19 protein-coding genes and 1 pseudogene are annotated in these 19412 nt (G+C 69.1%); 16 read left to right on the forward strand and 4 right to left on the reverse strand.

Going from position 1 to position 19412, the window contains the following annotated elements; genetic code table 11:
• Positions 1-45 precede the first annotated feature (45 nt).
• Positions 46-582 (forward strand): alpha/beta fold hydrolase, encoded by a 537-nt coding sequence (locus H4W81_RS24085; RefSeq protein WP_192776896.1) that lies wholly within the window; start codon positions 46-48, stop codon positions 580-582.
• 71 nt (positions 583-653) lie between these two features.
• Positions 654-1709 (forward strand): glycoside hydrolase family protein, encoded by a 1056-nt coding sequence (locus H4W81_RS24090; protein WP_225958766.1) that lies wholly within the window; start codon positions 654-656, stop codon positions 1707-1709.
• On the opposite strand, the gene H4W81_RS24095 is transcribed toward H4W81_RS24090, so the two are convergent.
• Positions 1655-2299, reverse strand: a complete 645-nt coding sequence (locus tag H4W81_RS24095) for a helix-turn-helix domain-containing protein (protein ID WP_192776897.1) — start codon at positions 2297-2299, stop codon at positions 1655-1657. The genes H4W81_RS24090 and H4W81_RS24095 overlap by 55 nt on opposite strands.
• Positions 2300-2840: 541 nt before the next feature.
• Between H4W81_RS24095 and tnpA the strand changes: the two are divergent.
• From tnpA to H4W81_RS24140, 9 genes and pseudogenes are all read left to right on the forward strand, one after another.
• Positions 2841-3176: pseudogene (gene tnpA, locus H4W81_RS24100) on the forward strand (IS200/IS605 family transposase); the annotation flags it as partial.
• A gap of 227 nt (positions 3177-3403) precedes the next feature.
• On the forward strand, positions 3404-4627 hold the full coding sequence (locus tag H4W81_RS24105; RefSeq protein WP_192776899.1) for an NAD(P)/FAD-dependent oxidoreductase: 1224 nt from the start codon (positions 3404-3406) through the stop codon (positions 4625-4627).
• 77 nt (positions 4628-4704) lie between these two features.
• On the forward strand, positions 4705-5058 hold the full coding sequence (locus H4W81_RS24110; protein ID WP_192776900.1) for a hypothetical protein: 354 nt from the start codon (positions 4705-4707) through the stop codon (positions 5056-5058).
• Positions 5059-5162: 104 nt separating this feature from the next.
• Positions 5163-5432: a hypothetical protein gene (locus H4W81_RS24115; RefSeq protein ID WP_192776901.1), complete on the forward strand. Its 270-nt coding sequence runs from the start codon at positions 5163-5165 to the stop codon at positions 5430-5432.
• A 103-nt stretch (positions 5433-5535) separates the two neighbouring features.
• On the forward strand, positions 5536-6492 hold the full coding sequence (locus H4W81_RS24120; protein ID WP_192776902.1) for a D-alanine--D-alanine ligase family protein: 957 nt from the start codon (positions 5536-5538) through the stop codon (positions 6490-6492).
• Between the two features lie 5 nt (positions 6493-6497).
• Positions 6498-7868: a UDP-N-acetylmuramoyl-tripeptide--D-alanyl-D-alanine ligase gene (locus H4W81_RS24125; protein ID WP_225960077.1), complete on the forward strand. Its 1371-nt coding sequence runs from the start codon at positions 6498-6500 to the stop codon at positions 7866-7868.
• Positions 7869-7914: 46 nt separating this feature from the next.
• The gene (locus tag H4W81_RS24130; protein ID WP_192776904.1) at positions 7915-8916 is read left to right on the forward strand and encodes a tyrosine-type recombinase/integrase; all 1002 of its coding nucleotides are present in this window, start codon (positions 7915-7917) and stop codon (positions 8914-8916) included.
• Positions 8916-9263, forward strand: a complete 348-nt coding sequence (locus tag H4W81_RS24135) for a helix-turn-helix domain-containing protein (protein ID WP_225958767.1) — start codon at positions 8916-8918, stop codon at positions 9261-9263. Before H4W81_RS24130 ends, H4W81_RS24135 begins: the two co-directional genes overlap by 1 nt.
• An 87-nt stretch (positions 9264-9350) precedes the next feature.
• Complete coding sequence (locus H4W81_RS24140; protein ID WP_192776906.1) at positions 9351-9716, forward strand: CHRD domain-containing protein; 366 nt, start codon at positions 9351-9353, stop codon at positions 9714-9716.
• Positions 9717-9771: 55 nt separating this feature from the next.
• On the opposite strand, the gene H4W81_RS24145 is transcribed toward H4W81_RS24140, so the two are convergent.
• Positions 9772-11820 carry an ATP-binding protein gene (locus tag H4W81_RS24145; protein WP_192776907.1) on the reverse strand — a complete coding sequence of 683 codons (2049 nt, stop codon included), beginning with the start codon at positions 11818-11820 and terminating at the stop codon, positions 9772-9774.
• Positions 11817-12749 carry an MBL fold metallo-hydrolase gene (locus tag H4W81_RS24150; RefSeq protein WP_318781920.1) on the reverse strand — a complete coding sequence of 311 codons (933 nt, stop codon included), beginning with the start codon at positions 12747-12749 and terminating at the stop codon, positions 11817-11819. Before H4W81_RS24150 ends, H4W81_RS24145 begins: the two co-directional genes overlap by 4 nt.
• Positions 12750-12883: 134 nt before the next feature.
• Between H4W81_RS24150 and H4W81_RS24155 the strand changes: the two genes are divergently transcribed.
• Together H4W81_RS24155 and H4W81_RS24160 are read left to right on the forward strand one after the other, a co-directional pair.
• Positions 12884-13327, forward strand: coding sequence for an acyl-CoA thioesterase (locus tag H4W81_RS24155; RefSeq protein ID WP_337959975.1), 444 nt, complete (start codon positions 12884-12886; stop codon positions 13325-13327).
• 45 nt (positions 13328-13372) lie between these two features.
• Positions 13373-13960, forward strand: coding sequence for an alpha/beta hydrolase (locus H4W81_RS24160; protein ID WP_192776910.1), 588 nt, complete (start codon positions 13373-13375; stop codon positions 13958-13960).
• A gap of 108 nt (positions 13961-14068) precedes the next feature.
• Here H4W81_RS24160 and H4W81_RS24165 read toward each other — a convergent pair whose 3' ends face one another.
• A complete protein-coding gene (locus tag H4W81_RS24165) occupies positions 14069-16132 on the reverse strand; it encodes an AAA family ATPase (RefSeq protein WP_192776911.1) in 2064 nt (687 codons plus the stop codon).
• A 314-nt stretch (positions 16133-16446) separates the two neighbouring features.
• On the opposite strand from H4W81_RS24165, the gene H4W81_RS24170 reads away from it, so the two are divergent.
• The 3 genes from H4W81_RS24170 (at position 16447) to H4W81_RS24180 (ending at position 19277) form a co-directional block, all read left to right on the forward strand.
• On the forward strand, positions 16447-17805 hold the full coding sequence (locus H4W81_RS24170) for an FAD-dependent oxidoreductase (RefSeq protein WP_225960078.1): 1359 nt from the start codon (positions 16447-16449) through the stop codon (positions 17803-17805).
• Positions 17806-17942: 137 nt separating this feature from the next.
• Complete coding sequence (locus H4W81_RS50330; RefSeq protein WP_192781007.1) at positions 17943-18107, forward strand: alpha/beta hydrolase; 165 nt, start codon at positions 17943-17945, stop codon at positions 18105-18107.
• Between the two features lie 426 nt (positions 18108-18533).
• Positions 18534-19277 carry an aspartate/glutamate racemase family protein gene (locus H4W81_RS24180; RefSeq protein ID WP_192776913.1) on the forward strand — a complete coding sequence of 248 codons (744 nt, stop codon included), beginning with the start codon at positions 18534-18536 and terminating at the stop codon, positions 19275-19277.
• The last annotated feature ends 135 nt before the right edge of the window (positions 19278-19412 follow it).

Raw genomic sequence — 19412 nt, forward strand, 5'->3', positions numbered from 1 at the left:
CACAAGCCATGGCGTCGCTGACGCCGCCACGGCGTAGGCAGCTCGATGCGGCGCTTACTCGTGTGGAGGGTCAGTTCGGGCAGGAGCACCACGGTCGGAGATCGGCGCCGTCACGTTCCCCCAGCCGGGCACTGGGGTCCAGACCCGTTCGCGCCCGAGGAAGGGGAGAGCATCGCCGAACTGAGCGGCCGCTTTCCAGGCGGCACGCTCGGTGAGACGTTGTTCCCGGTGGCTCTGCCCGACGGCAGCACGGATCTGTACATCCGTCAGGACCGCTACCACGCGCAGTTCGCCGCCGATCTGCCGGCGGAGCGTGCCGCCTTGGACGCCGTCACGCAGCGGCCGTTGAACGACCGGGCGCTGAACGACCGGGCCGGTACGCCGGCCTGGCGGGATCTGCCGTCGTGGTTCGTCTATCCCGAGCTGGACTTCAACATCCCCCTGGCCGCGCACCGGTTCATGGCCGAGCGGGCCGGTGCCCGCGAGGTCGTGGAGATCGCCGGAGCTTCGCACGCGCTGCCGGCTTCTCAGCCGCATGCGGTGGCCGAGGTCATCCTGCGGGTGGTCAAGGCCGTCGCCTGACGCGACGGGTTGCGGCGGATGGCTATCCCGGGGCCCCCATCCGCCGTTGGCCGGCGGCAGGTGGACAGGAAATGGCCTGGCCGGTGGACAGGGAGCCGGGCGACCATACCGGGACGGTCCACAGCATTCGTTTTTCTGGAGAACACATGATGATGGCCCAGCCCGTCAGCCGGCGCGGTGTACTGCGGGGCGCGGTGTTGCTCGGCGCCGCGGCGACCACCGTGAGCGTGACGACTGCCCCTGCGGCCGCCGGTCCTGCCGGGATGCCGACCTACCGCTACCTGCGTGACGCCCTGAACGTTTCGAAGTTGCATTACAACCGCGACGGCGAGTTCATCTTCCCCACGATCCGGGGGGTGGGCGACAAGATCAGCGACGCTCGCGCCCGCTACTACCTCTACTACGCCCCACACGAGAATCCCGGCGGCATCTGTGTGGCGTTCAGCGACTCTCTGGACCGGGAGTTCGTCGAGCACACCGCCAATCCGGTGATCGACAGATGGCTGCCGAGCACCACCGTCAGCCACGTCTCCTCTCCGCACGTCATCTGGGATACGGCCACCAAGCAGTTCTTCTGCTACTTCCACGGCGAGAACACCGTGACCCGGGTGGCCCGTTCCAAGGACGGCATCAACTTCACCGACGAGACGCCCATCCTGAGCACTCGCCTCATACCGGGGACCTCTGAAACGTCATATGCGCGGGTGTTCGAGCACGCTCTGCCGGGGCGCAACAACAAGTACGTCATGGTCTTCATGGGCGTCAGGAACGGCCGGCGAATCTTCTACGGCTGGTCTCCCAACGGCTGGGACAACTGGCAGTTCAGCTCGGCTCCGCTCGTCAACCACGAAGCCGACGGCGTGAGCGACATCTCCGGCCCCACGCTGGTCAAGCGCAATGGCACCGTGTACGTCGCCTACCACGGCAGCGACGGCAAGATGCGCATCACCGAAGTCGGCGAGAACTTCGACAAGGAGGTCCACCTCGGCGTCTTCCATTCGCCGATCGCCTCGGACGAAGGCCGGGTGGCCGCGCCGTCATTCGGCACCCAGGACGGCACCGAGTACATGTTCTACGAGGCCGGAGCGCGTCTGAAGGCGCGCATCTGCATAGCCCGGGCCGTCTGAGCGACCTCAGCGCGCTCAGACTCGACGGCTTGTCTGAGCTGGGACCGGGAGGTGACGCCGAGGAGGGGGAAGGCCTGGTAGAGGTGACTGCCCACGGTGCGGTACGACAGGTAGAGCCGCTCGCCGATCTCCTTGTTGGTAAGCCCTTCGGCGGCCAGTTCGACGATCTGGCGGTTGTGGGCGGGGAGGCTGGCCAGCGCTCCCCGGCTGACGGGTCCGGGGGTCAGACCCGCCGCGCGGAGCTCCGCTCGGGCCCGTTCGGCCCAGGGGGCGGCGCCCAGCCGTTCGAAGATCTGCAGCGCTTGCGCGAGCATCGCCCTGGCCTCGGTGATCCGGCGGGCCCGGCGGAGCCATTCGCCGAATTCCAGCCGGGTCTGTGCCCGCTCGAACGGCCATTCCTCGCCCGCCGGATCCTTGAGCGCCGCCTGAAAGTGCGGTTCGGGATCCTCGGTGAGCAGGGCGCGGGCCCGGTCGAAGATCAGGCGTAGCCGCAGGGAAGGGCCCGCGTCGCTCGCGGTAACGGCGCGTTCGAGAATGGCGCGGGCCTCCTCGCCTCGCACCGCCGTACTGACCCCCGGCGACCTGGTCATCTACGACACCACGCGCCCCTACACCCTCGACCATCCAGAACGCACCCGCCTGCACCTGCTCCACCTGCTCGCGGCACGCTCTGGCCGCCCCGGCCCGGCACGTGAGACAGATCACCGCCACGGCCCTCCGCCCCGACCACGGCCTGGCCCCGATGCTGTCTCCCTTCCTGACCGCCCTGGCAACCTCCGCCGGCGGCTACGCACCGCACGTCGGCGAACGACTGGGAGGCCATGTGAGCGATCTGCTGGCCACCCTCATCGCCGACCACGCGGAGGACCAGGCGGGGGACCACGCGGCCCAGGCCTTCGTCCGGCGCATCCAGCACTACGTCAACCAGCACCTGGCCGACCCCGGCTTGTCACCCGAGTCGATCGCCGCGGCGCACCGCATCTCCCTGCGCTACCTCTACGAGCTGTGGGCCGGTGAGGACACCGCCATCAGTCGCTGGATCCAGCGGCGCCGCCTCGAAGAGTGCAGCCGCGAACTGATCCGCCGCGGCCGGGTTGACGGCTCGGCGCTTGGCTGTCGCGCGGAGCCTGGTACCGGCGTGGGGCCTTCACCGACCCGATGCTGGTCCGATGCGAACAGATCATGCGGGAGGTCTGTGCCGACTTCGAGGTCGAACTTCGCGAGTTCAACGGCGACGACCACGTCCACCTGCTGGTCCGCTATCCGCCCAAGGTCGCCTTGTCCAAGCTGGTCAACTCGCTGAAGGGGGTCTCGGCTCGGACGCTGCGCAAGGAGTTCAGCGCCCACGTCCGCAGGTACCTGTGGGGTGATCGTTTCTGGTCCGGCTCCTACTTCGCCGGGTCGGTTGGCGGGGCCCCGCTGACCGTGCTCGAGCAGTACATCGAGCAGCAGAAACGGCCGGTCTGATCGGGGTTGGCGCCGGTTCGCCTGGCGGCGAATCGGCTGTTCTTGCCCCGCTACGCGGGACAATCCGCTTCACCGCCGGCCTGAAGGCCGGAGCACTACGGACGAACCCGGTAGACCGGGGGCATCACGGCCACTAATGGACGGAAAGCGGCAACTGTTTGGCCTGTTGACCGACCGGTTCGCCGGGCCACCCTTTCCTCAGCCGATGAGGGAACGAGGAGGGCGGAATGTCGAAGGTCGTGGTGGTGGGAGCCGGCCCCGCCGGATTGGTGGCGGCGCTGCTACTGGGTGCCGACGGGCACGACGTGACGGTGCTGGAGCACGATGAGAGCCGTTCGGGCATCCACCGTGCATGGGAGGTGTGGCGACGGCCCGGACAGAGCCAGTTCCGCATGCCGCACCTGCTGGACGACCTTGGCTGGCAGGTCCTGCGCACACAGCTGCCTGATGTGGTCGCCGAACTGCGAGGCTCGGGAGCGGTGGCGCTCGGCCTGACTGAGGGCGTCTGGCACGTGCCGGCGAACACCGGCCGCTGGCCGGACGACGACTTCGACACGGTGGGCGTCCGTCTGCCCGTCCTTGAAGCCGCATTGCTCTCCGTCGCCGAGCGGGCTCCCGGCGTCTCAGTCCGGCGGGGCGTCGGCGTCGCGGGGCTCGTCGCCGAGACCGCTCCCGACGGGAGGGCGCCCCGTATCCGGGGCGTGCTCACTCACCAAGGCGACACCGTCCACGCCGACCTGGTGGTCGATGCCACCGGACGTCACGGGCAGGTGAGCAGGATGCTGCGCGAGCATGGCGCCCACGTCGCCGAAGAGCGGACGAACGCCGGCTTCGCCTTCTACGCCCGGCACTTCGCCGGTCCCATGCCCCGGCGGAGCGCCAGAGTGCTCCAGCATCACCCGTTGCTCTCCTCCATGGTCATACCCGGGGACGTCGGAACCTGGTCGGTCGCCCTCGTCGTGGCGGACGGCGACCGTCAACTGCGCGCGCTGCGTCATGAAGCCGCGTGGCAACGGGCCGTGGCGATGTTCCCGCACGTGGCGGACTATGGTGCCGGCATCCCGATCAGCGATGTCCTGACGATGTCGGGGCTCCACGGCAGCCGCCGGAGTCTCGTGGCGGACGGGCGGCCGATCGCGACCGGGGTGCTGGCCGTGGGCGACGCCTGGGCGACCACCAATCCGATGTTCACGCTGGGCATGTCCTTGGCGTTCAGGCAGGCCGTCCTGCTGCGGGATGCCGTGCGGACGACCGGCGTCGACGCCGCCGGAGAGCTGGTGCTGCGTCTCCATGAGGCCACCCAGAGCGTGCTCTCGCCCGTCTATGAACGTCTCACCGCCTGGGAACGGCGGAGGCTCGCGGAGTTGGGCGGTCTCGTGCCGGGCCCACCGTACGAGGGCGACACGGACGCGTCGCCCTCACGCACCGAGCTTCTGGCGGCGATCGCGTAATCGAGGTTCGGTCAAGTGTTGGTTCCGTAGAGCTCCCGGAATCGTCCAAGCGGTGGGCGCGGGGCTCGTGGCGGCCGGTGCGCTGCTTCCCTGGGCCGGCATGGTGCTGCCCCGGCGGCGCCTACCCCGACCGGACGACGCTGCAGTTCTTCGACGCCCCGCATCTGGTCACCGGATTCCGCCTGCACCTGGTTCTGCTGGCTGTGGCCGCACTGCTGTGGCTGTTGTCGGCGACGCTGACCGCGGGTGGGCAGAGCAGGGCGACCAACCCGTACGGCGGAGCGGAGTTCCTGGCCTTCTGCGGCTTCGGCCTGGCCTTGATCGGCACGTTGTCGGCCTACCGGATCCTGGCCTGGATCGCCGCGCTGACCGAACGGCACCGGTCCTTCAGCTTCACGGTCATGCTTGCCTGCGCGATGTCGCTGCCGTGAACCGAGGCCGGCACGGGCTACTGGATGACCGTCGCCTCCAGCATCGGCGTCTACGCGGCCACCGCGATCGGGCTCGCCCACCCTGCGCGTGCAGGGCGACGCTCATGGTCGCCGCGGCGATGGCGGCGCTGGCCGACTTGAAGCGCAGCCGTACCGGCCGGGCCTGGCAGGCGATCAGTCAGGACGAGGACGGCGAACCGCTGGCCTTCTCCGTCATCTTCAACAATTACCTGGCGGCTCCCGTCAAGGACGTGGAGGACGCCATCGCGATCAGGCTCGCCTGCTTCAGCCGCGACCCCGCCCGCGCTGGAGGGCCACCGGCCAAGGCCGCCGGATACGCGCGGGAGACGTCCTGGTCACAGCCCCGGTCGTGAAGTGGACAGCAAATGGCCTGGGAATCGGCCGGGCGATGAGCCGATGCTCGCCAGGTCCAGCGGCGCACAATGGCGCGCTCACCCATGGAAAGGCTGATCGATCATGACTGAACGGCTGCGCGTGGCCGTGCTGGCAGGCGGGCCGTCCGCTGAGCACGAGGTGTCCCTTCAGTCGGCACAGGCGGTGCTCGACGCCCTGCCGAGGGATCTGTACGAGCCCACCCCCGTCATCATCGACCGGCAGGGCAGGTGGCCGGTCGAGTTGCGCGGCGACGTGGTGGACGTCGTCTTCCCTGTGCTGCACGGGCCGTTCGGCGAGGACGGCGTCCTGCAGGGCCACCTGGAGACACTGGGCATTCCGTACGTGGGCTGCGGCGTCCTCGCCTCGGCCGTGGCCATGGACAAGGTCGCGATGCGGCGCGCGTTCTTGGCCGAGGACATTCCCGTCACCCCGCACGTGTGGCTCACCCGGCACGAGTGGCACGCCACAACCGACCTCGGGAGCTTGGTGAAGTCACTCGAATGGCCGATGTACGTCAAACCGGCCAACATGGGATCCTCCATCGGCGTATCACGAGTCACCTCTCCGGAGGAACTGCGCGCGGGCATCGAGCTGGCGTTCACCTACGACCGGGCGGTCATCGTCGAGCAGGGCATGACCGCGCGCGAGCTCATCTGCGGCGTGCTCGGCGGCTACGACAACCCTCAGGCGTCGGTGCCCGGGGAGCTCAACGTGAGTGGCGCGTGGCTCGACTACGAGACCAAATATCTCAGCCGTAAGGACATCGCCACCATTCCCGCGATGCTGACCGAGCGGGTGGCCGAGGATGTGCGCGAGCTGGCCTTGCGCGCTTTTCGCGCGATCGGCGGCTACGGCCTGTCCCGCGTCGACTTCCTGTACGAGCAGGACACCGGACGCCTGTACGTGCTGGAGATCAACACCATGCCCGGCTTCACCTCCCGTTCCGTCTACGCCAAAGCCTGGGGGGCCAGCGGCGTCTCCTATCCCGATCTGCTGCGCCGCCTCATCGACCTGGCGCTCGCGAGGAGCGGTTCGTGATCCCCATGAGGCTGAGTGAGATCGCGCGCGTCCTCGACGCCGACCTGTGTGATGTCCGCGATCCGCAGGCGCTGGTGACGGCGCCCTCGGCGGTCGACTCCCGTGACGTGGTGCCGGGCGGCCTGTTCGTCGCGACAGCAGGCGCGCGGGCCGACGGTCACGACTACGCGGTCAAGGCCGTCGCCGGCGGCGCCGTGGCCGTGCTGGCCTCCCGGCCCGTCGGCGTGCCCGCCCTCGTGGTGCCCGACGTCCAGCTGGCGCTCGGCCTGCTGGCCAGGCACATGCTCGGCCACATCAGCCCGGCGGTGATCGGCCTGACGGGTTCCGTCGGCAAGACCACGACCAAGGACCTGCTGGCCCAGGTGCTCGAACGGCACGCGCCGACGATCGCCACGGACAAGTCGTTCAACAACGAGATCGGGCTGCCGCTCACCGTGCTGCGCGCTGATGCCATGACCCGGTATCTGGTGCTGGAGATGGGGGCCGGGCGCAAGGGCGATCTGACGTACCTCACCGAGCTCGCGCCGCCGCGGGTGGGCGTCGTGCTCAACGTCGGCGCCGCCCACGTGGTGAGAATGGGAGGCGGGCTGGCCAATGTGGCCGCCGCGAAGGGCGAACTGGTCGAGGCGCTGCCCACCGACGGATTCGCGCTGCTCAACGCCGACGACCCGTACGTCGTGGGCATGGTCGGCCTCACCCGAGCGCAGGTCACCCTGTACGGCAGGTCGGCAGGAGCTCACGTACGCGCCGCCGACGTGCGGATGGGCGAGGGGGCACGGCCCTCATTCGAGCTGGTCACGCCCTCCGGCCGGGCCCGCGTCGAGCTCGACCTCATCGGCGAGCACCAGGTGAGCAACGCCCTGGCCGCCGCCGCCGTGGCCACGACGCTCGGCCTGTCCGCCGACGAGGTCGCCGACGGGCTGAACGCGGCCAGGCGCCGCTCCGCGGGCCGCTTGGAGATCCTCGAACGACCTGACGGCGTCACCATCGTCAACGACGCCTACAACGCCAACCCCGAGTCCATGCGCGCCGGGCTGCGCACGTTGAAGGCGCTGGCCGGCGGCCGCCGGACCGTGGCCGTACTCGGCGCGATGGGGCAACAGGGGGAGGCCTCGCGCACCCGGCACGCGCAGGTGGGCCGGCTCGTGGCCGAGCTCGGGACCAACGTGTTGATCGCGGTCGGCTCGGGGGATCCGGTCGCGATGGCACAGGAGGCGCAGTCCGCGAACATGGGCGTCACCGTTCACCTCGCAGAGGACGTCGCCGGGGCCGTCCGCCTGGCCGCCGGGCTTCTCGAACCGGGGGACGTGGTGCTGGTCAAGGCCTCCAGCGAGATCGGGCTCAGCGCCTGCGCACACGAGCTGGCCAGGGCCTGACCGGCGCGGTCAACAGCACATGAACGGAGAGAGAACGTGTGCGGCGATGTCTGATGTGCTGAGCGTGGCATCCACGAGGCGGACGCCACGAGACGAGATCACACTGACCCGCTCCGAGGACGACGTCTTCGACGCGATGCTCGAAGGATGGCTGTGGCAACAGCGCAGCACAGGACGTTTCCAGGCGTCCACGCTCGTTTTCCGCGAGCAGATCGTCCGCCGCTTCGCCAGGTTCACCGGTGCTTACCCATGGCAGTGGTCACCCGAGCACGTCGACAGGTGGGGCATCCATCTGACCGTCGAGCTGCGCCGGGCGCAGTCGACCGTACGCGGCTACCAGGCCGCGCTGCGGTTCTTCTGCGGCTATGTCATCGAGTCGCGCAGCGGGTGGCCGGCGCTGTGCCAGGCCCGCTTCGGTAGGGCGCCCGAGCAGGTCTGCCATGAATGGAACACGGACGCGCATCTGGTCGACTACCACGGCGACCCGGGACGCCGGCCGATGACCCGCGAGGAGATCCAGCGCTTTCTCGACCACGCCGACGGACAGGTCGACGTGGCGTTGCGCCGCGGTCACAAGGGAGCGCTGGCCTGCTACCGGGACGCCACCGTCTTCAAGGTCCTCTACGCCTGGGGACTGCGCTGTTCGGAGGCGTCCGCCTTGGACGTCACCGACTTCCATCCGCATGAAGGTGCACCGGAGCTGGACCGTTTCGGATCCCTGTACGTACGGGCGGGTAAGCGCGCGAAAGGCCTTCCGCCACGGAGGCGGACGGTCGTCAGCGTGATGCCGTGGGCGGTGGAGGCGGTCCAGGACTACCTGGTCCACATCCGGCCTCGCTTCCGTGCCGCGCACCAGCCCGCGCTCTGGCCGACGGAGCGGCGCGGCCGTCTGGGAACCAAGGAGATCGAGGGCCGGTTCGCGGCCTACCGGGACGCTCTCGGTCTGGACAAGGCGCTGACGCCGCACTGCCTGCGCAGCGCGTACACGGTTCATGTGCTGGAGGACGGTGCGCGATCCTCTGTTGATCCACAGTCAGGAGTGACGTGATGGCGAAGTTGAACTATCGCTGGCATCTCCGCAAGGTGATGGCCAGCCGGGGCATGTACGCCACCACGCAACTGCGCTCGCTCCTGGCCGAGCAGGGGGTGGAACTGTCACAGAGCCAGGTCTACCGGCTGATCGTCAAGCAGCCGGAACGGCTGAACCTGCGCGTGCTGATGGCCCTGCTGGACATTCTCGGCTGCGCGATCGACGACCTGATCGAACCGGTCCCGAGGGCAGGAGAGCGCCGCGGTGGCACGGACCGCCAGGAGACGGCGATGCGCCGGCCGTCCGCCACCGAGGCGCGGTTCGGCCCGATGCGGCCCAAGCCGGCGCGCGTCCTGCCCGAATGAGTGAGGATCCGCGCTCGGCCAAGTCACCGAGGAGGCGGCGACCGCCGTTTCGAGCTCGGCGACCGCGCCGGTTCACCAGGCCAGACGGTGTCCACTTTCTACCCATTCGCGACCCGTAGCAAGAGCGAAGCCGGCCGCGGCTTCGGCGCGCAGGCGCGCACTCGGGAACACCGGGATGCTGCTGTCCTCCTCGCGGATCAGGAGCTCGATTTCCGTGCAGCCGAGGACGACGCCTTCGACGCCCTCGTCGGCGAGATCGACGATGATCTGGCCGTCTTCGCCGCCCCCGGCGGTCTCCCCGCGGGCGTCACCGGCGCGGCGGGCAGCGCGACGGCCTCGCCCTCCGTGGCCAAGGGCATTGAGCGCAACCCGAAGAACTGGTACACCAAGTTGCACACCGCGACGTTCCCCGACGGCGCGGTCCGCGGCCAGCTCAGCAAGGGCGGCTGGTAACGGCGGTTTGCCGCGCCGTCCCACGGAGTCGCGGCCACCAGAGCACGGCTGCGACTCACCCTCGGCCGTCGACCGCCCCGTAGATCTCGCGGTGCCAGAGGTCCTCGCACACGCGCTCGATGCCGGCGGCGAGATGACGGCGGTAAGTGGTGAAGGGCAGACCCAGGCGCTCGGCGGCGACTTCCTGTGTCGGGGCGCCGCGGAGGTAGGTCGTGACCAGGGCACGATGGAACTTGTCCGCGCGCGGATCCCCGCTCAGGTGGCCGATAGCCTGCTCGATGAGATCGCGCAGTGCCTTGGCGGGATCCGTGTCGCCGTGTTCCACGACGATCCTGGTGCGGGTCAGCGGACTGGCGGCCAGCTCACCGGGTCGGGACAGGTGGCGCAGCGCCTTGCGTACGGCGTCGGCGAACTCCCCCTGTGACAGCACCGCCATGCTGGGCGCCGGGACGGCCACGGCCTCCTGCATGCCTTCGAGCAGCAGCCGGTCGAGCCGGTCGAGCCAGGCCTGCGCGGAAACCGCCCGCCAGTCGTGGGCGAACAGGGCGTACTCGGTGCTTCCGAGCCAGGCGTGCTCTCCGACGTCGTGCATGTCGTAGGTCCGCAGGTAGTCACGCATGGGGTCGTCGTCGCGCATGGCCATGAACGACCAGGCCATGCGGTCGGCCCGCAGGCAGTAGCCGATGGCCCGCCACTGGATCAGGTCCGTGACCGGGGACGCGCCGCGGTATTCCGCACACACCCACGTCCGGCCGACAGCCAGGTGCTCGCCGGGCCGCAGCGGCGCCATGGCGCGGGCGTTGGCCCAGGCCGTGGCGGCGATCGGATCGATCCGCGACTCTTCCTCGGAGGGCTCGTACAGCCGCAGCCAGGAGCAGAAGCCCACCAGCTCGCCGGTCTCCGCCCTGCGGTAGAGGCGGAACGCCTGCGGCTGCCGGACGGTCCAGTAGGTCACGGCGGTCCCCGACTCGTCGTTCTCCACCTCCGAGGCCATCCGCGCCAGCGCCTCGGCGTCCTCGGGGCGGAAGGCGTCCTCGTACACCTCCCCGTCCCCCCGCCAGCTATGGAACTCCGCCGTCGACCCGACGGCGCGGTGCAGATAGAAGAGCGAGCCGACGGCTCCGAGAACCTCGGCATCGCTCGTTACACGCGTCCGGTCAGCCAGGAAGGCGGTGATGCGCCGATGCATGTCCGCGTATCCCTGCGGGTCGCGCCAGCGCAGGTCGGCCTCCAGCACCTCGCGGACGACGTCGTGGGGGAACAGGCCGAGCCGGCTGGACTCCACGAAGGGCAACCGCCGCAGCCAGGCGAACAGGGACGCGGCGTCGTCCGGCAGGATCTCGCGCAGCAGGTCCTCGGTGGTCACGTACGAGTGCGCGCAGACCTCCAGCGCGTGTCGGTGCGCCGCGCTGGGCACCTCGCCGACGAGCTGGTCGAGCAGGGTGGATATCACGTCCTGCGCGGGCGTCCAGCGCGAGCTCGCCCCACGGTCCTTGACCGCCACCGCTGCCCCCAGGGACAGGGTCAGGGCATGGCCGCCCGCGAAGGCCAGCAACGGTCCGCGCAGGTCGTCCGCCACGCCGCGGACGTCCAGCAGCTCCGCCGCGTCCGCGGGGGCGAGGTCGCGCAGCGGCATCACCCGCAGCGCCTCCGCCCAGCCGGGGTCGGCCGTCCACAGCAGGTCCGGCGCTATGCGCCCGGCCACCACGACCAGCGCGCCGACCGGCAGGCGCGGGAGGAACCGCTCGCGCAACCAGCCCTCCAGACCCTGCACACGCTCGAACGTGTCGATGATCAGCACCCCGCGCTCGTCGCCGAGCACCGATCCGGCCTCGGCCTCGAACTCCGCGGGCGTGGGGTCCAGCGTGTACGCGTTCAGCAGCGTCACGGGCCGCCCCGCCGCCTTCGCCTCCTGCTCGAAGCGCCTCAGCAGCGCGGACTTGCCGACGCCGCCGGGACCGTGGACGTACAGGACGTTGCAGGCGCCACGCAGCGCCGACCTGAAGAGGCCCAGCTCTTCCTCCCTGCCGACGAAGGTCCGCTCACGCATGGCCTGCAAACGCCCTTCCAACACCGTGAGATCCTGCTCGCCCCCCGAACTCATGGGACAACTGTAGTAACTCCAGACGGTTGGATCAGGCGGATAATTCCGTGTATTTCTACGCATTCGTGCTCCTGGGCCGTCCACGCCGACGCCGGGTAAAGACGGGTGCCTGTCTGGATCCGACGTCGTGCCCTGTGTGGCGCCCGCCCCCACGGCGGAGCCGGGCCAGGTCTCCGCATCATGCCCGTACCCTGCTGGAGGCTTGCTTCATGTCCCCCTATACCCGCCTGCATACCGTCCGGCGGGCACCAACGCGCCCGGCGGCAAACTTGCTCGTGCCTGGCCAGAATCTCCGGCAGATCGCTCCTGCCCGCGAGCGGCCCGTGTCCCGGCACGACGTGCTCAGCCTGGAAGCCCGCACGCCAGTCCAGCGACTTCAACGCCCCTTCCAGTGACCCCATCAAAACCATGGGCGTGAGGCCGTTGAACAGCAGGTCGCCGGCGAACAGCACACGCTCTTCAGGAAGCCGGGCCACCACGTCGCCGGCCGTGTGCGCGGCATGGCCAGGATGCCGCAGCTCGATCCGGCGCCTGCCGGAGTGGAGCGTCAGCTCGGACCGGAACGCCACGGCAGGAACGCGGCGCGTCACGTTCCCCCAGTCCGGTACCGGGGTCCAGATCGGCGGGCACCCGTCAATCAGGGGATCGGCCAGCTGCGCGTCCCGCATCGCCTCGTGTCCGAAGATCACGGTGTGGTCCGGCAGCAGGCTGTTGCCGTAGGCGTGATCCCCGTGCTGATGGGTGTTCACCGCCATCCGCACGGGAGCGTCGCGGGTCGCTTCAGCGACGGCCTCCAAGAACCGGCGGGTACGCTGCTCCGTCGCGCACGTGTCGACGATCACAACGCCGTCGTCGCCCGCCACGGCTCCGGCGTTGTTCACCCACCAGAACGGTTCCTGGCCAATGGGTGCGCACCGGGCGAGCACCACGGCCCATCTCGGCGTGTCCACGGGCGCTGAACAGCGCGTGGCCGGATATTGGGCAGCCAAGTGGTCTGGAACGCGGGGACACCGGACGGCATGATCTCCACCGTCCAATCACCCCCTCAGTGAAGGAAACCACGGTGACCGCTCCATCACATGGCCACATCACACCCGTACGGGTCCACTTCGACGAACTCGACCCCATGGGCATGCTGCACCACTCCCACTACATCCTGTTGCTGGACCGCGCGGTCAGCACCTACTGGAACGAGCAAGGCTGGGACACCGACCCAGCGAAGTCGGCGTTCAAGGAAGCGATTCTTGCCGTCCGCGACCTCAGCATCACCTACCACGTGCCGATCACCGGGGTGTCCGAGCCGCTCGTGCACTTCTGGCTGGAGAAAATCGGACGCAGCAGCGCGATCTACGCTTTCCGGGTCCTCTCGTCCGATCAGACGATCGTGCACGCCGAAGGGCGCCGCGTCAGCGTCAACATCGATCCGGAGACCCTCACCTCGGCGCCCATCAGCGCGGAGGCCCGGGAGGCGGCCATGGCTCTGCTCGGAGCCCCGGCGGAGGCGTGAGATCGCGTTCGTGACCCGGAGTCGCAAGTTCACCAAGGTAATCAGGTGGCCGCGCTCAACGCCGCCGGATACCGCACGATCGCACCCGACCTGCGCGGCTTCGGCGCCTCAGCCAAACCGGAGGAGCTGGCCGGCTACGACATGGCCGAACACGTCGGCGACCTGCTGGGCGTCCTCGACCATTTCGAGGTGCCGGAGGCACACCTGGTGGGCCACGACTGGGGAGCGGCACTCGCGCAAATGGTCGCGATCAACGGCCCGGCCAGGGCCACCAGCCTGTCGCTGCTGTCGGTCGGCCACATCGGCGCCGGCGGACCGGCGGCTGGCATCGAGCAACTCGAGAAGTCCTGGTACATGCTGCTGTTCCAGCTCGAGGACATCGCCGAGCGGTGGTTCAGCCACGACGACTTCGCCAACATGCGCGCGTGGCTGGCCACGCATCCGGAGCGGGAGGAGGTCATCGCACGCATGCGTGATCCACAGGCCCTCACGGCGAGGCTCGGCATCTACCGCAGGAATCTGCCGCCGCAGGTACGAGCGGCTGGAGGGCTGCGGCCACTGGATGCAGCTCGACGAGCCGGAAAAGGTCAGCGAACTGCTGCTCGATTTCTTCTCCACACTGCGTCGACCTAGGGTGTCCTGACCTTCGGGACCCGGAGGTCGCGTCCTGCCGGCCACTCCAGGTGGTCGCCCGCCGCTCCGCGCTTGCGGCGGCCGACCATGACAGGAGTGCGCCGATCGTCATCGCGCAGGCGAATGCGCGGCGCCCGTGCCGTACAGCTCGCGGTGCCACAGGTCGGCGCAGACGCGTTCGATGCCCGAGACCAGGTGACGGCGGTAGGTGGTGAAGGGCAGTCCGAGCCGTTGGGCGGCCAGTTCCTGGGTCGGCACCCCGTGCAGGTAGGTGGCCGCGATGGCCCGGTGGAACTTGACCGAGCGCGGGTCCTCGCGCAGCGCCTCGATCGCCTGCTCCACCAGTTCGCGTAGCGCCTTGGCCGGGTCCTGCTCGGCATGCTCCGCGACCAGCCTGCTGCGCGCCAGAGGGGACTCGGCCAGCACGTTCATCCGCGACAGGTGGCGCAGCGCCTTGCGGATCGCCTCGGCGAACTCCTCCTGCGACAGCACCACCAGCCGCCCCGCCATGACCCCGTTCCTCTCGTGCGGGTCCGGCGCCCAGGATGGGTTCAGGCGCTCCAGCCAGGTCCGCGGCGGCACCGCCCGCCAGTCGTGAACGAACAAGGTGTACGTCTCATCCTGCAGCTGTGGCCCGCCGGGGAGGTCGTGCATGTCGTGATATCGAAAACAATGCACCCGGCCCGGACTGGGCCGTCGTATCGCGAGATACGACCACGCCATCCGCTCCGACCGAAGACAATTGCCGATGACCCGCCACTGCAGCAAATCCATGACCGGCGAATTACCGCGGTAGGAGGGCAGGATCCACGACCGGCCGACGGCAAGATACTCGCCATCGCGCAGCGGCGCGGAGGCACGCGCGTGCGCCCACGCCGCCGCCACGATCGGGTCGGCCGCGAGTTCGGCCTCATCGGGCTCCGGCAAACGCAGCCACGCGTAGAAAGCCACCGGTTCTCCGGTCTCGGTCCGCCGGTATATCCGAAACGCCTCCGGTTGCCGCCGCATCCAGAAATCGGCATTGGCCGCCGACAGCTCACCCTCGGCCGTGTTCGCCAGCCGCCGCAGCGTGCCGACATCCTCGGCCCGCATGACGTCCTCCTGGACCTCGCCCTCGTCGTACCAGCTGTGCGGGTCGACCATCGCCTCGTTGTCGCGATGCAGGTAGAACAGTGCCGCTACCGCGCTCAGCACGCTGGGACCGGCCGCCGTACGCACCTTCTCCGTCAGATGCGCGTGGATGCGGTCGTGCATGGCCGCATAGCCCTGCGGATCACGCCACCGCAGGTCCGCCTCCAGCACCTCCCGCACCACGTCGTGCGGGTACAGCCCGAGGCTGCTCGACTCCACGAACGGGAGCCGCCGCAGCCAGCCGAACAGCGTCCCTGGATCCTCCGGCAGGGCCGCGCGGAGCAGCTCCTCCGTCGTCATGTAGGCGTGCGCGCAGATCTCCAGTGCGTGCCGGTGCGCCGCCGACGGCACCTCACCCACCAACTGGTCCAGCAGGGTCGCCACCACGTCCTGGTTGGGCGTCCAGCGCCGGCTCGCCCCGCCGTCCTTCACCGCCACCGCCGCCCCCAGCAGCAACGCCAGCGGATGCCCACCGGCAAAGGCCAGCAGCGGCTCGCGCAGTTCGTCGGCTACTCCGCAACTGTCCATCAGCTCCTTGGCGTCCCCCGGCGGCAGGTCGCGCAGCGACATCACCTCCAGCGCTCCGGACCACCCCAGATCGGCCTGCCACTGCATGTCCGGTGGGAACCGGCTTGCGATCACCATCAGCGCACCCACGCGCAGCCGCGGCAGGAAGCGCTCCCTCAGCCAGCCCTCCAGTCCCTGAATCCGCTCGAAGGTGTCCACCAGGAGCACCGCCTGCTCGTTTCGCAGTATCGGCTCGGCCTCGGCCTCGAACGCCTCGGGCGACGGTTCCAGAGTTCGTCCGTCTACCCTGGCCACCGACCGCCCGGCGGCCGCCGCCCGCCGCGCGAACCGCCGTAGCAACGCCGATTTCCCGATGCCGCCGGGGCCATGCACGTACAGGACGCTGCACCGGCCGCCGTACAGCGCCGTAGTGAAGACCGCGAGCTCCTCGCCCCTGCCCACGAACGCCTGCTCACGCGCCGCCTGCAAACGCCCGCCCAAAAACTCGGACTTGTTGTCGATCCCCGGTGACATGCCGCTAACTCTAACCTCTGGCCAGCTACCGACTCTGCTGAATCAATGCATATTTCGACGCATTCGAATGCGCCACAAAACGGGAAATTATCGAGGTCTGCTGCAATGGCGCTGGGGATTGATTCTGTCCATGCAGGAATCGTTCATCAGATGACATCGAGCTGCCACCGCGGGGCCGATGTTCCTACCGGCATGACGGTCGCCGAACCTGGCAGCTGAATAATCCGGTCGGCCCGGCCCGCACCGTGAATGAATAGATATTGGTCAACCGGCTGGTCTGGAAAGTGAGCACCGATCCGGCTGACCATGCAGCAATGACGGCTGACGTAGTGGTACTGGGAGCGGGGCCCGCGGGGCTGGCCACGGCTCTCCTTCTCTCCGCTGACGGGCATCGAGTGACGGTGCTCGACCGCGATTCGGCCGAGCCGACTGCTCGTGATGGTCAGGGCATGTCCCGGTTCCGTCAGCCACATCTGCTCCTGCCCCGCGGACTGGCCGTCCTGGAACGGCTGTTGCCCGAGGTGGTCGCCGCGATCGAGAACAGTGGCGGCCGACGCTGCAACCTGCTGGCCGGCGCGCGCGCGGAGCCCGATCGCCGGTACGAGGCCATGGCGGCGCGACGGCCGCTGCTGGAGGCCGCGCTGGCCGTCGTTGCGGCGCACGAGCCGAACATCGAGATCAGGCGCGGCGCCGGCGTCCGCGCGCTGCTGACTGGGCATTCGCGTAGGTCCTGCGTCCCCCACGTGCGCGGGGTGACGACGGAAGGCGGCGAGACGCTGGAGGCCGGGCTCGTGGTGGACGCGAGCGGATGCGATTCTCCGGTGAGCGCCATGCTGGGCGATCTTCGCCGCGTTCAGCGGTCCGCGGTGCGGACGGACGCGGGATTCAACTACTATTCGCGCCTTTTCCGCAGCGCCGATGGCTCCCTGCCCGCCCAGCCGGCCTGGCTGCTCGACCACCACGACAGCGTCTCCACGCTCGCCCTGCCCGGTGACAACGGCATGTGGTCGCTGACACTCGTGGTCTCCCGGAGGGACTGGGTCATGCGGTTGCTCTATGAGGAGGACGTCTGGAACCGGGCCGCGGCCTTGTTCCCCGAGCTGCGTGAGTGGATCACGTATGGCGAACCCATCACCGGAGTGCTGACCACGGCCGGCCCGGCCACTCGGCGGCGCCACCTGATCAGCGAAGGCCGGCCTTCAGTGACGGGACTGGTCAGCGTCGGAGACGCGTGGGCGACCACCAACCCGATGTTCTGCCAGGGGATGTCGATGGCATTGGTACAGGCCGAGCTGCTACGCGACGCGCTACGGGCGCAGGCCGACCCGGAGAAAATCATCCTCCGGTACGAGGAGGCGGCGCAGGCGGCCCTCGGCCCGTTCTATGACACGCTGCGCTTTTGGGAGCGCAACCGGCTGGCGGAGATCTACACCCGGATACGCGGCGGGCGCTTCTACGGCAGTGCGGGCTGGACCACGGCCAAGGCGCTGGAGGCCGCGAAGCTGGCCGACCCGGAGGTGCTGACGGCGATGGGAGACATCGGTTCCATGCTGGTCTCGCCCGAGGAGGCACTGGCCCGCCCGGGCGTCGTGGGCCGGGCGATGTCCCTGAGGGCGGACGCGCCGGCGACCGCCCTGAGGAGGGCGGAACTGCTCGGCGTGATCACCCGATGACACGACCCCTTCTCGCCCGCTCGGCGGCGAGCCGCCTGACCAGCCCGCCTCATCCAACCCAACGACGAAAGGGGCATCAACTCTCAAACCGCCCTCTGAGTGGTCATCCGACGGCGATTTGATGCTCCTACGCCCTGATCGCCGGCCAGGACTACAACATCCCGCCCAAGGCCCAGCAGTGGATGGCCGAACGCGCCGACGCCCGCACCGTCACCGTCAAGGGCGCCTCACACGCGGTCTCGGTCTCCGAACCCGCGGCGGTCACCGACCTCATCCGCCGCGCCGCCAGCGACATCCGCTGACACACCTCGGCCTCACCGGCCACGGCCGGTACCGGTCACCGAAGGCGGCCTCCTACCGGAGGCCGCCTTCGGCCGTTTCCCCCTGACGCCACGCAGGCGAAGGCCTTCATCACAGCGGCCCAAACCATCGACCGGTCCATCGCCGGCCGCACCCGTTCCCGGGCAGTGGGCCCACCGGTGCCTACGCTGAATCGCCCTAGCCGGCGTTCGTGCCCGAACCCTCCGACGCACGGCAGGCCAAGGACACCGGCCGCATATCCAGCGGCCGGGCCGTCCCCTCGCCGGTACGGCGCTCGCGTCGGCGCCGTCAGCAGGGGATCGCAGAGCCCCTTTTCCCTGGCCAGGCACGACCGGGCAGTTTTCGGCCTGTGAAATGAGCATGCAGTCCACCTAGCCTGCCACCACGAGATAACGAAACGGAGTCTCATGCGTACTATCGGTCTCATCGGCGGGCTGAGCTGGGAATCGACCGTCATCTACTACCAGATCATCAACCAGCGGGTACGTGAGCGCCTGGGCGGCAGCCACTCCGCAAACAGCCTTATCTGGTCAGTCGACTACACCACGGTCGAAGATCTCATTTTCGCCGACCGCTGGGAAGAGGTGAGCACGCTGCTCGTTGACGCCGGGCGGAAACTAGAGGATCTCGGTGCTGACGTCCTGCTCATTTGCAGCAACACCTTCAACCGCGTGGCTGATCAGGTGGCGCAGACCTCGAGTGTTCCCGTGCTCCACATCGTGGACGCCGTAGGCGCCGGGGTCCGCGCAAGGGGCATGCGCAAGGTCGGCCTGCTGGGAACCCGCTTCACCATGGAAGAGCCCTTCTATCGGGACCGGCTGGCCGCGCAGGGCTTTGAGGTGGTCGTCCCGGAGCGCGAGCAGCGCGAGCTGATCCATCGTGTGATCTTCGACGAGCTGGTGCGCGGGGTTCTGAAGGAATCATCCAGGAATGCCTATGCGCAGATCATCGCCGATCTCGCCAACGATGGCGCCGAAGGCGTCGTCCTCGGCTGCACGGAAATCGAGCTCCTGATCGATGAAAGCTACAGCGGCATCCCGGTGTTCCCGAGCGCGCGGCTGCATGCGGAAGCAGCGGCCAATTTCGCCCTCGCTCCGGAGTCGGCGCATCGCCTCATGGCAGCCGGGAGCCCATCGGACTGGAGCACATGAGCAGTCGCCGCGCATGGGCAGAAAGTGGATACCATCCGGCCTGGTGAACGGGCGGCCCTCGGGTCGGCCGTAAGCGGTATGACCATGAACGTGATCGTTATCGGAGCCGGGCCGGCCGGCCTGCCTCGCCACCGC

The organism is Nonomuraea africana (assembly GCF_014873535.1).
GTDB lineage: Bacteria > Actinomycetota > Actinomycetes > Streptosporangiales > Streptosporangiaceae > Nonomuraea > Nonomuraea africana.

What these genes read in the sequence shown, in the direction of transcription:
- H4W81_RS24085 (WP_192776896.1), top strand. Translation starts at nt 46, where the DNA reads ATGCGGCGCTTACTCGTGTGGAGGGTCAGTTCGGGCAGGAGCACCACG.
- H4W81_RS24090 (WP_225958766.1), top strand. Translation starts at nt 654, where the DNA reads ATGGCCTGGCCGGTGGACAGGGAGCCGGGCGACCATACCGGGACGGTC.
- H4W81_RS24095 (WP_192776897.1), bottom strand. Translation starts at nt 2,299, where the DNA reads ATGACCAGGTCGCCGGGGGTCAGTACGGCGGTGCGAGGCGAGGAGGCC.
- H4W81_RS24105 (WP_192776899.1), top strand. Translation starts at nt 3,404, where the DNA reads ATGTCGAAGGTCGTGGTGGTGGGAGCCGGCCCCGCCGGATTGGTGGCG.
- H4W81_RS24115 (WP_192776901.1), top strand. Translation starts at nt 5,163, where the DNA reads ATGGTCGCCGCGGCGATGGCGGCGCTGGCCGACTTGAAGCGCAGCCGT.
- H4W81_RS24120 (WP_192776902.1), top strand. Translation starts at nt 5,536, where the DNA reads ATGACTGAACGGCTGCGCGTGGCCGTGCTGGCAGGCGGGCCGTCCGCT.
- H4W81_RS24125 (WP_225960077.1), top strand. Translation starts at nt 6,498, where the DNA reads ATGAGGCTGAGTGAGATCGCGCGCGTCCTCGACGCCGACCTGTGTGAT.
- H4W81_RS24130 (WP_192776904.1), top strand. Translation starts at nt 7,915, where the DNA reads ATGTCTGATGTGCTGAGCGTGGCATCCACGAGGCGGACGCCACGAGAC.
- H4W81_RS24135 (WP_225958767.1), top strand. Translation starts at nt 8,916, where the DNA reads ATGGCGAAGTTGAACTATCGCTGGCATCTCCGCAAGGTGATGGCCAGC.
- H4W81_RS24145 (WP_192776907.1), bottom strand. Translation starts at nt 11,820, where the DNA reads ATGAGTTCGGGGGGCGAGCAGGATCTCACGGTGTTGGAAGGGCGTTTG.
- H4W81_RS24165 (WP_192776911.1), bottom strand. Translation starts at nt 16,132, where the DNA reads ATGTCACCGGGGATCGACAACAAGTCCGAGTTTTTGGGCGGGCGTTTG.
- H4W81_RS24170 (WP_225960078.1), top strand. Translation starts at nt 16,447, where the DNA reads ATGACGGCTGACGTAGTGGTACTGGGAGCGGGGCCCGCGGGGCTGGCC.
- H4W81_RS24180 (WP_192776913.1), top strand. Translation starts at nt 18,534, where the DNA reads ATGCGTACTATCGGTCTCATCGGCGGGCTGAGCTGGGAATCGACCGTC.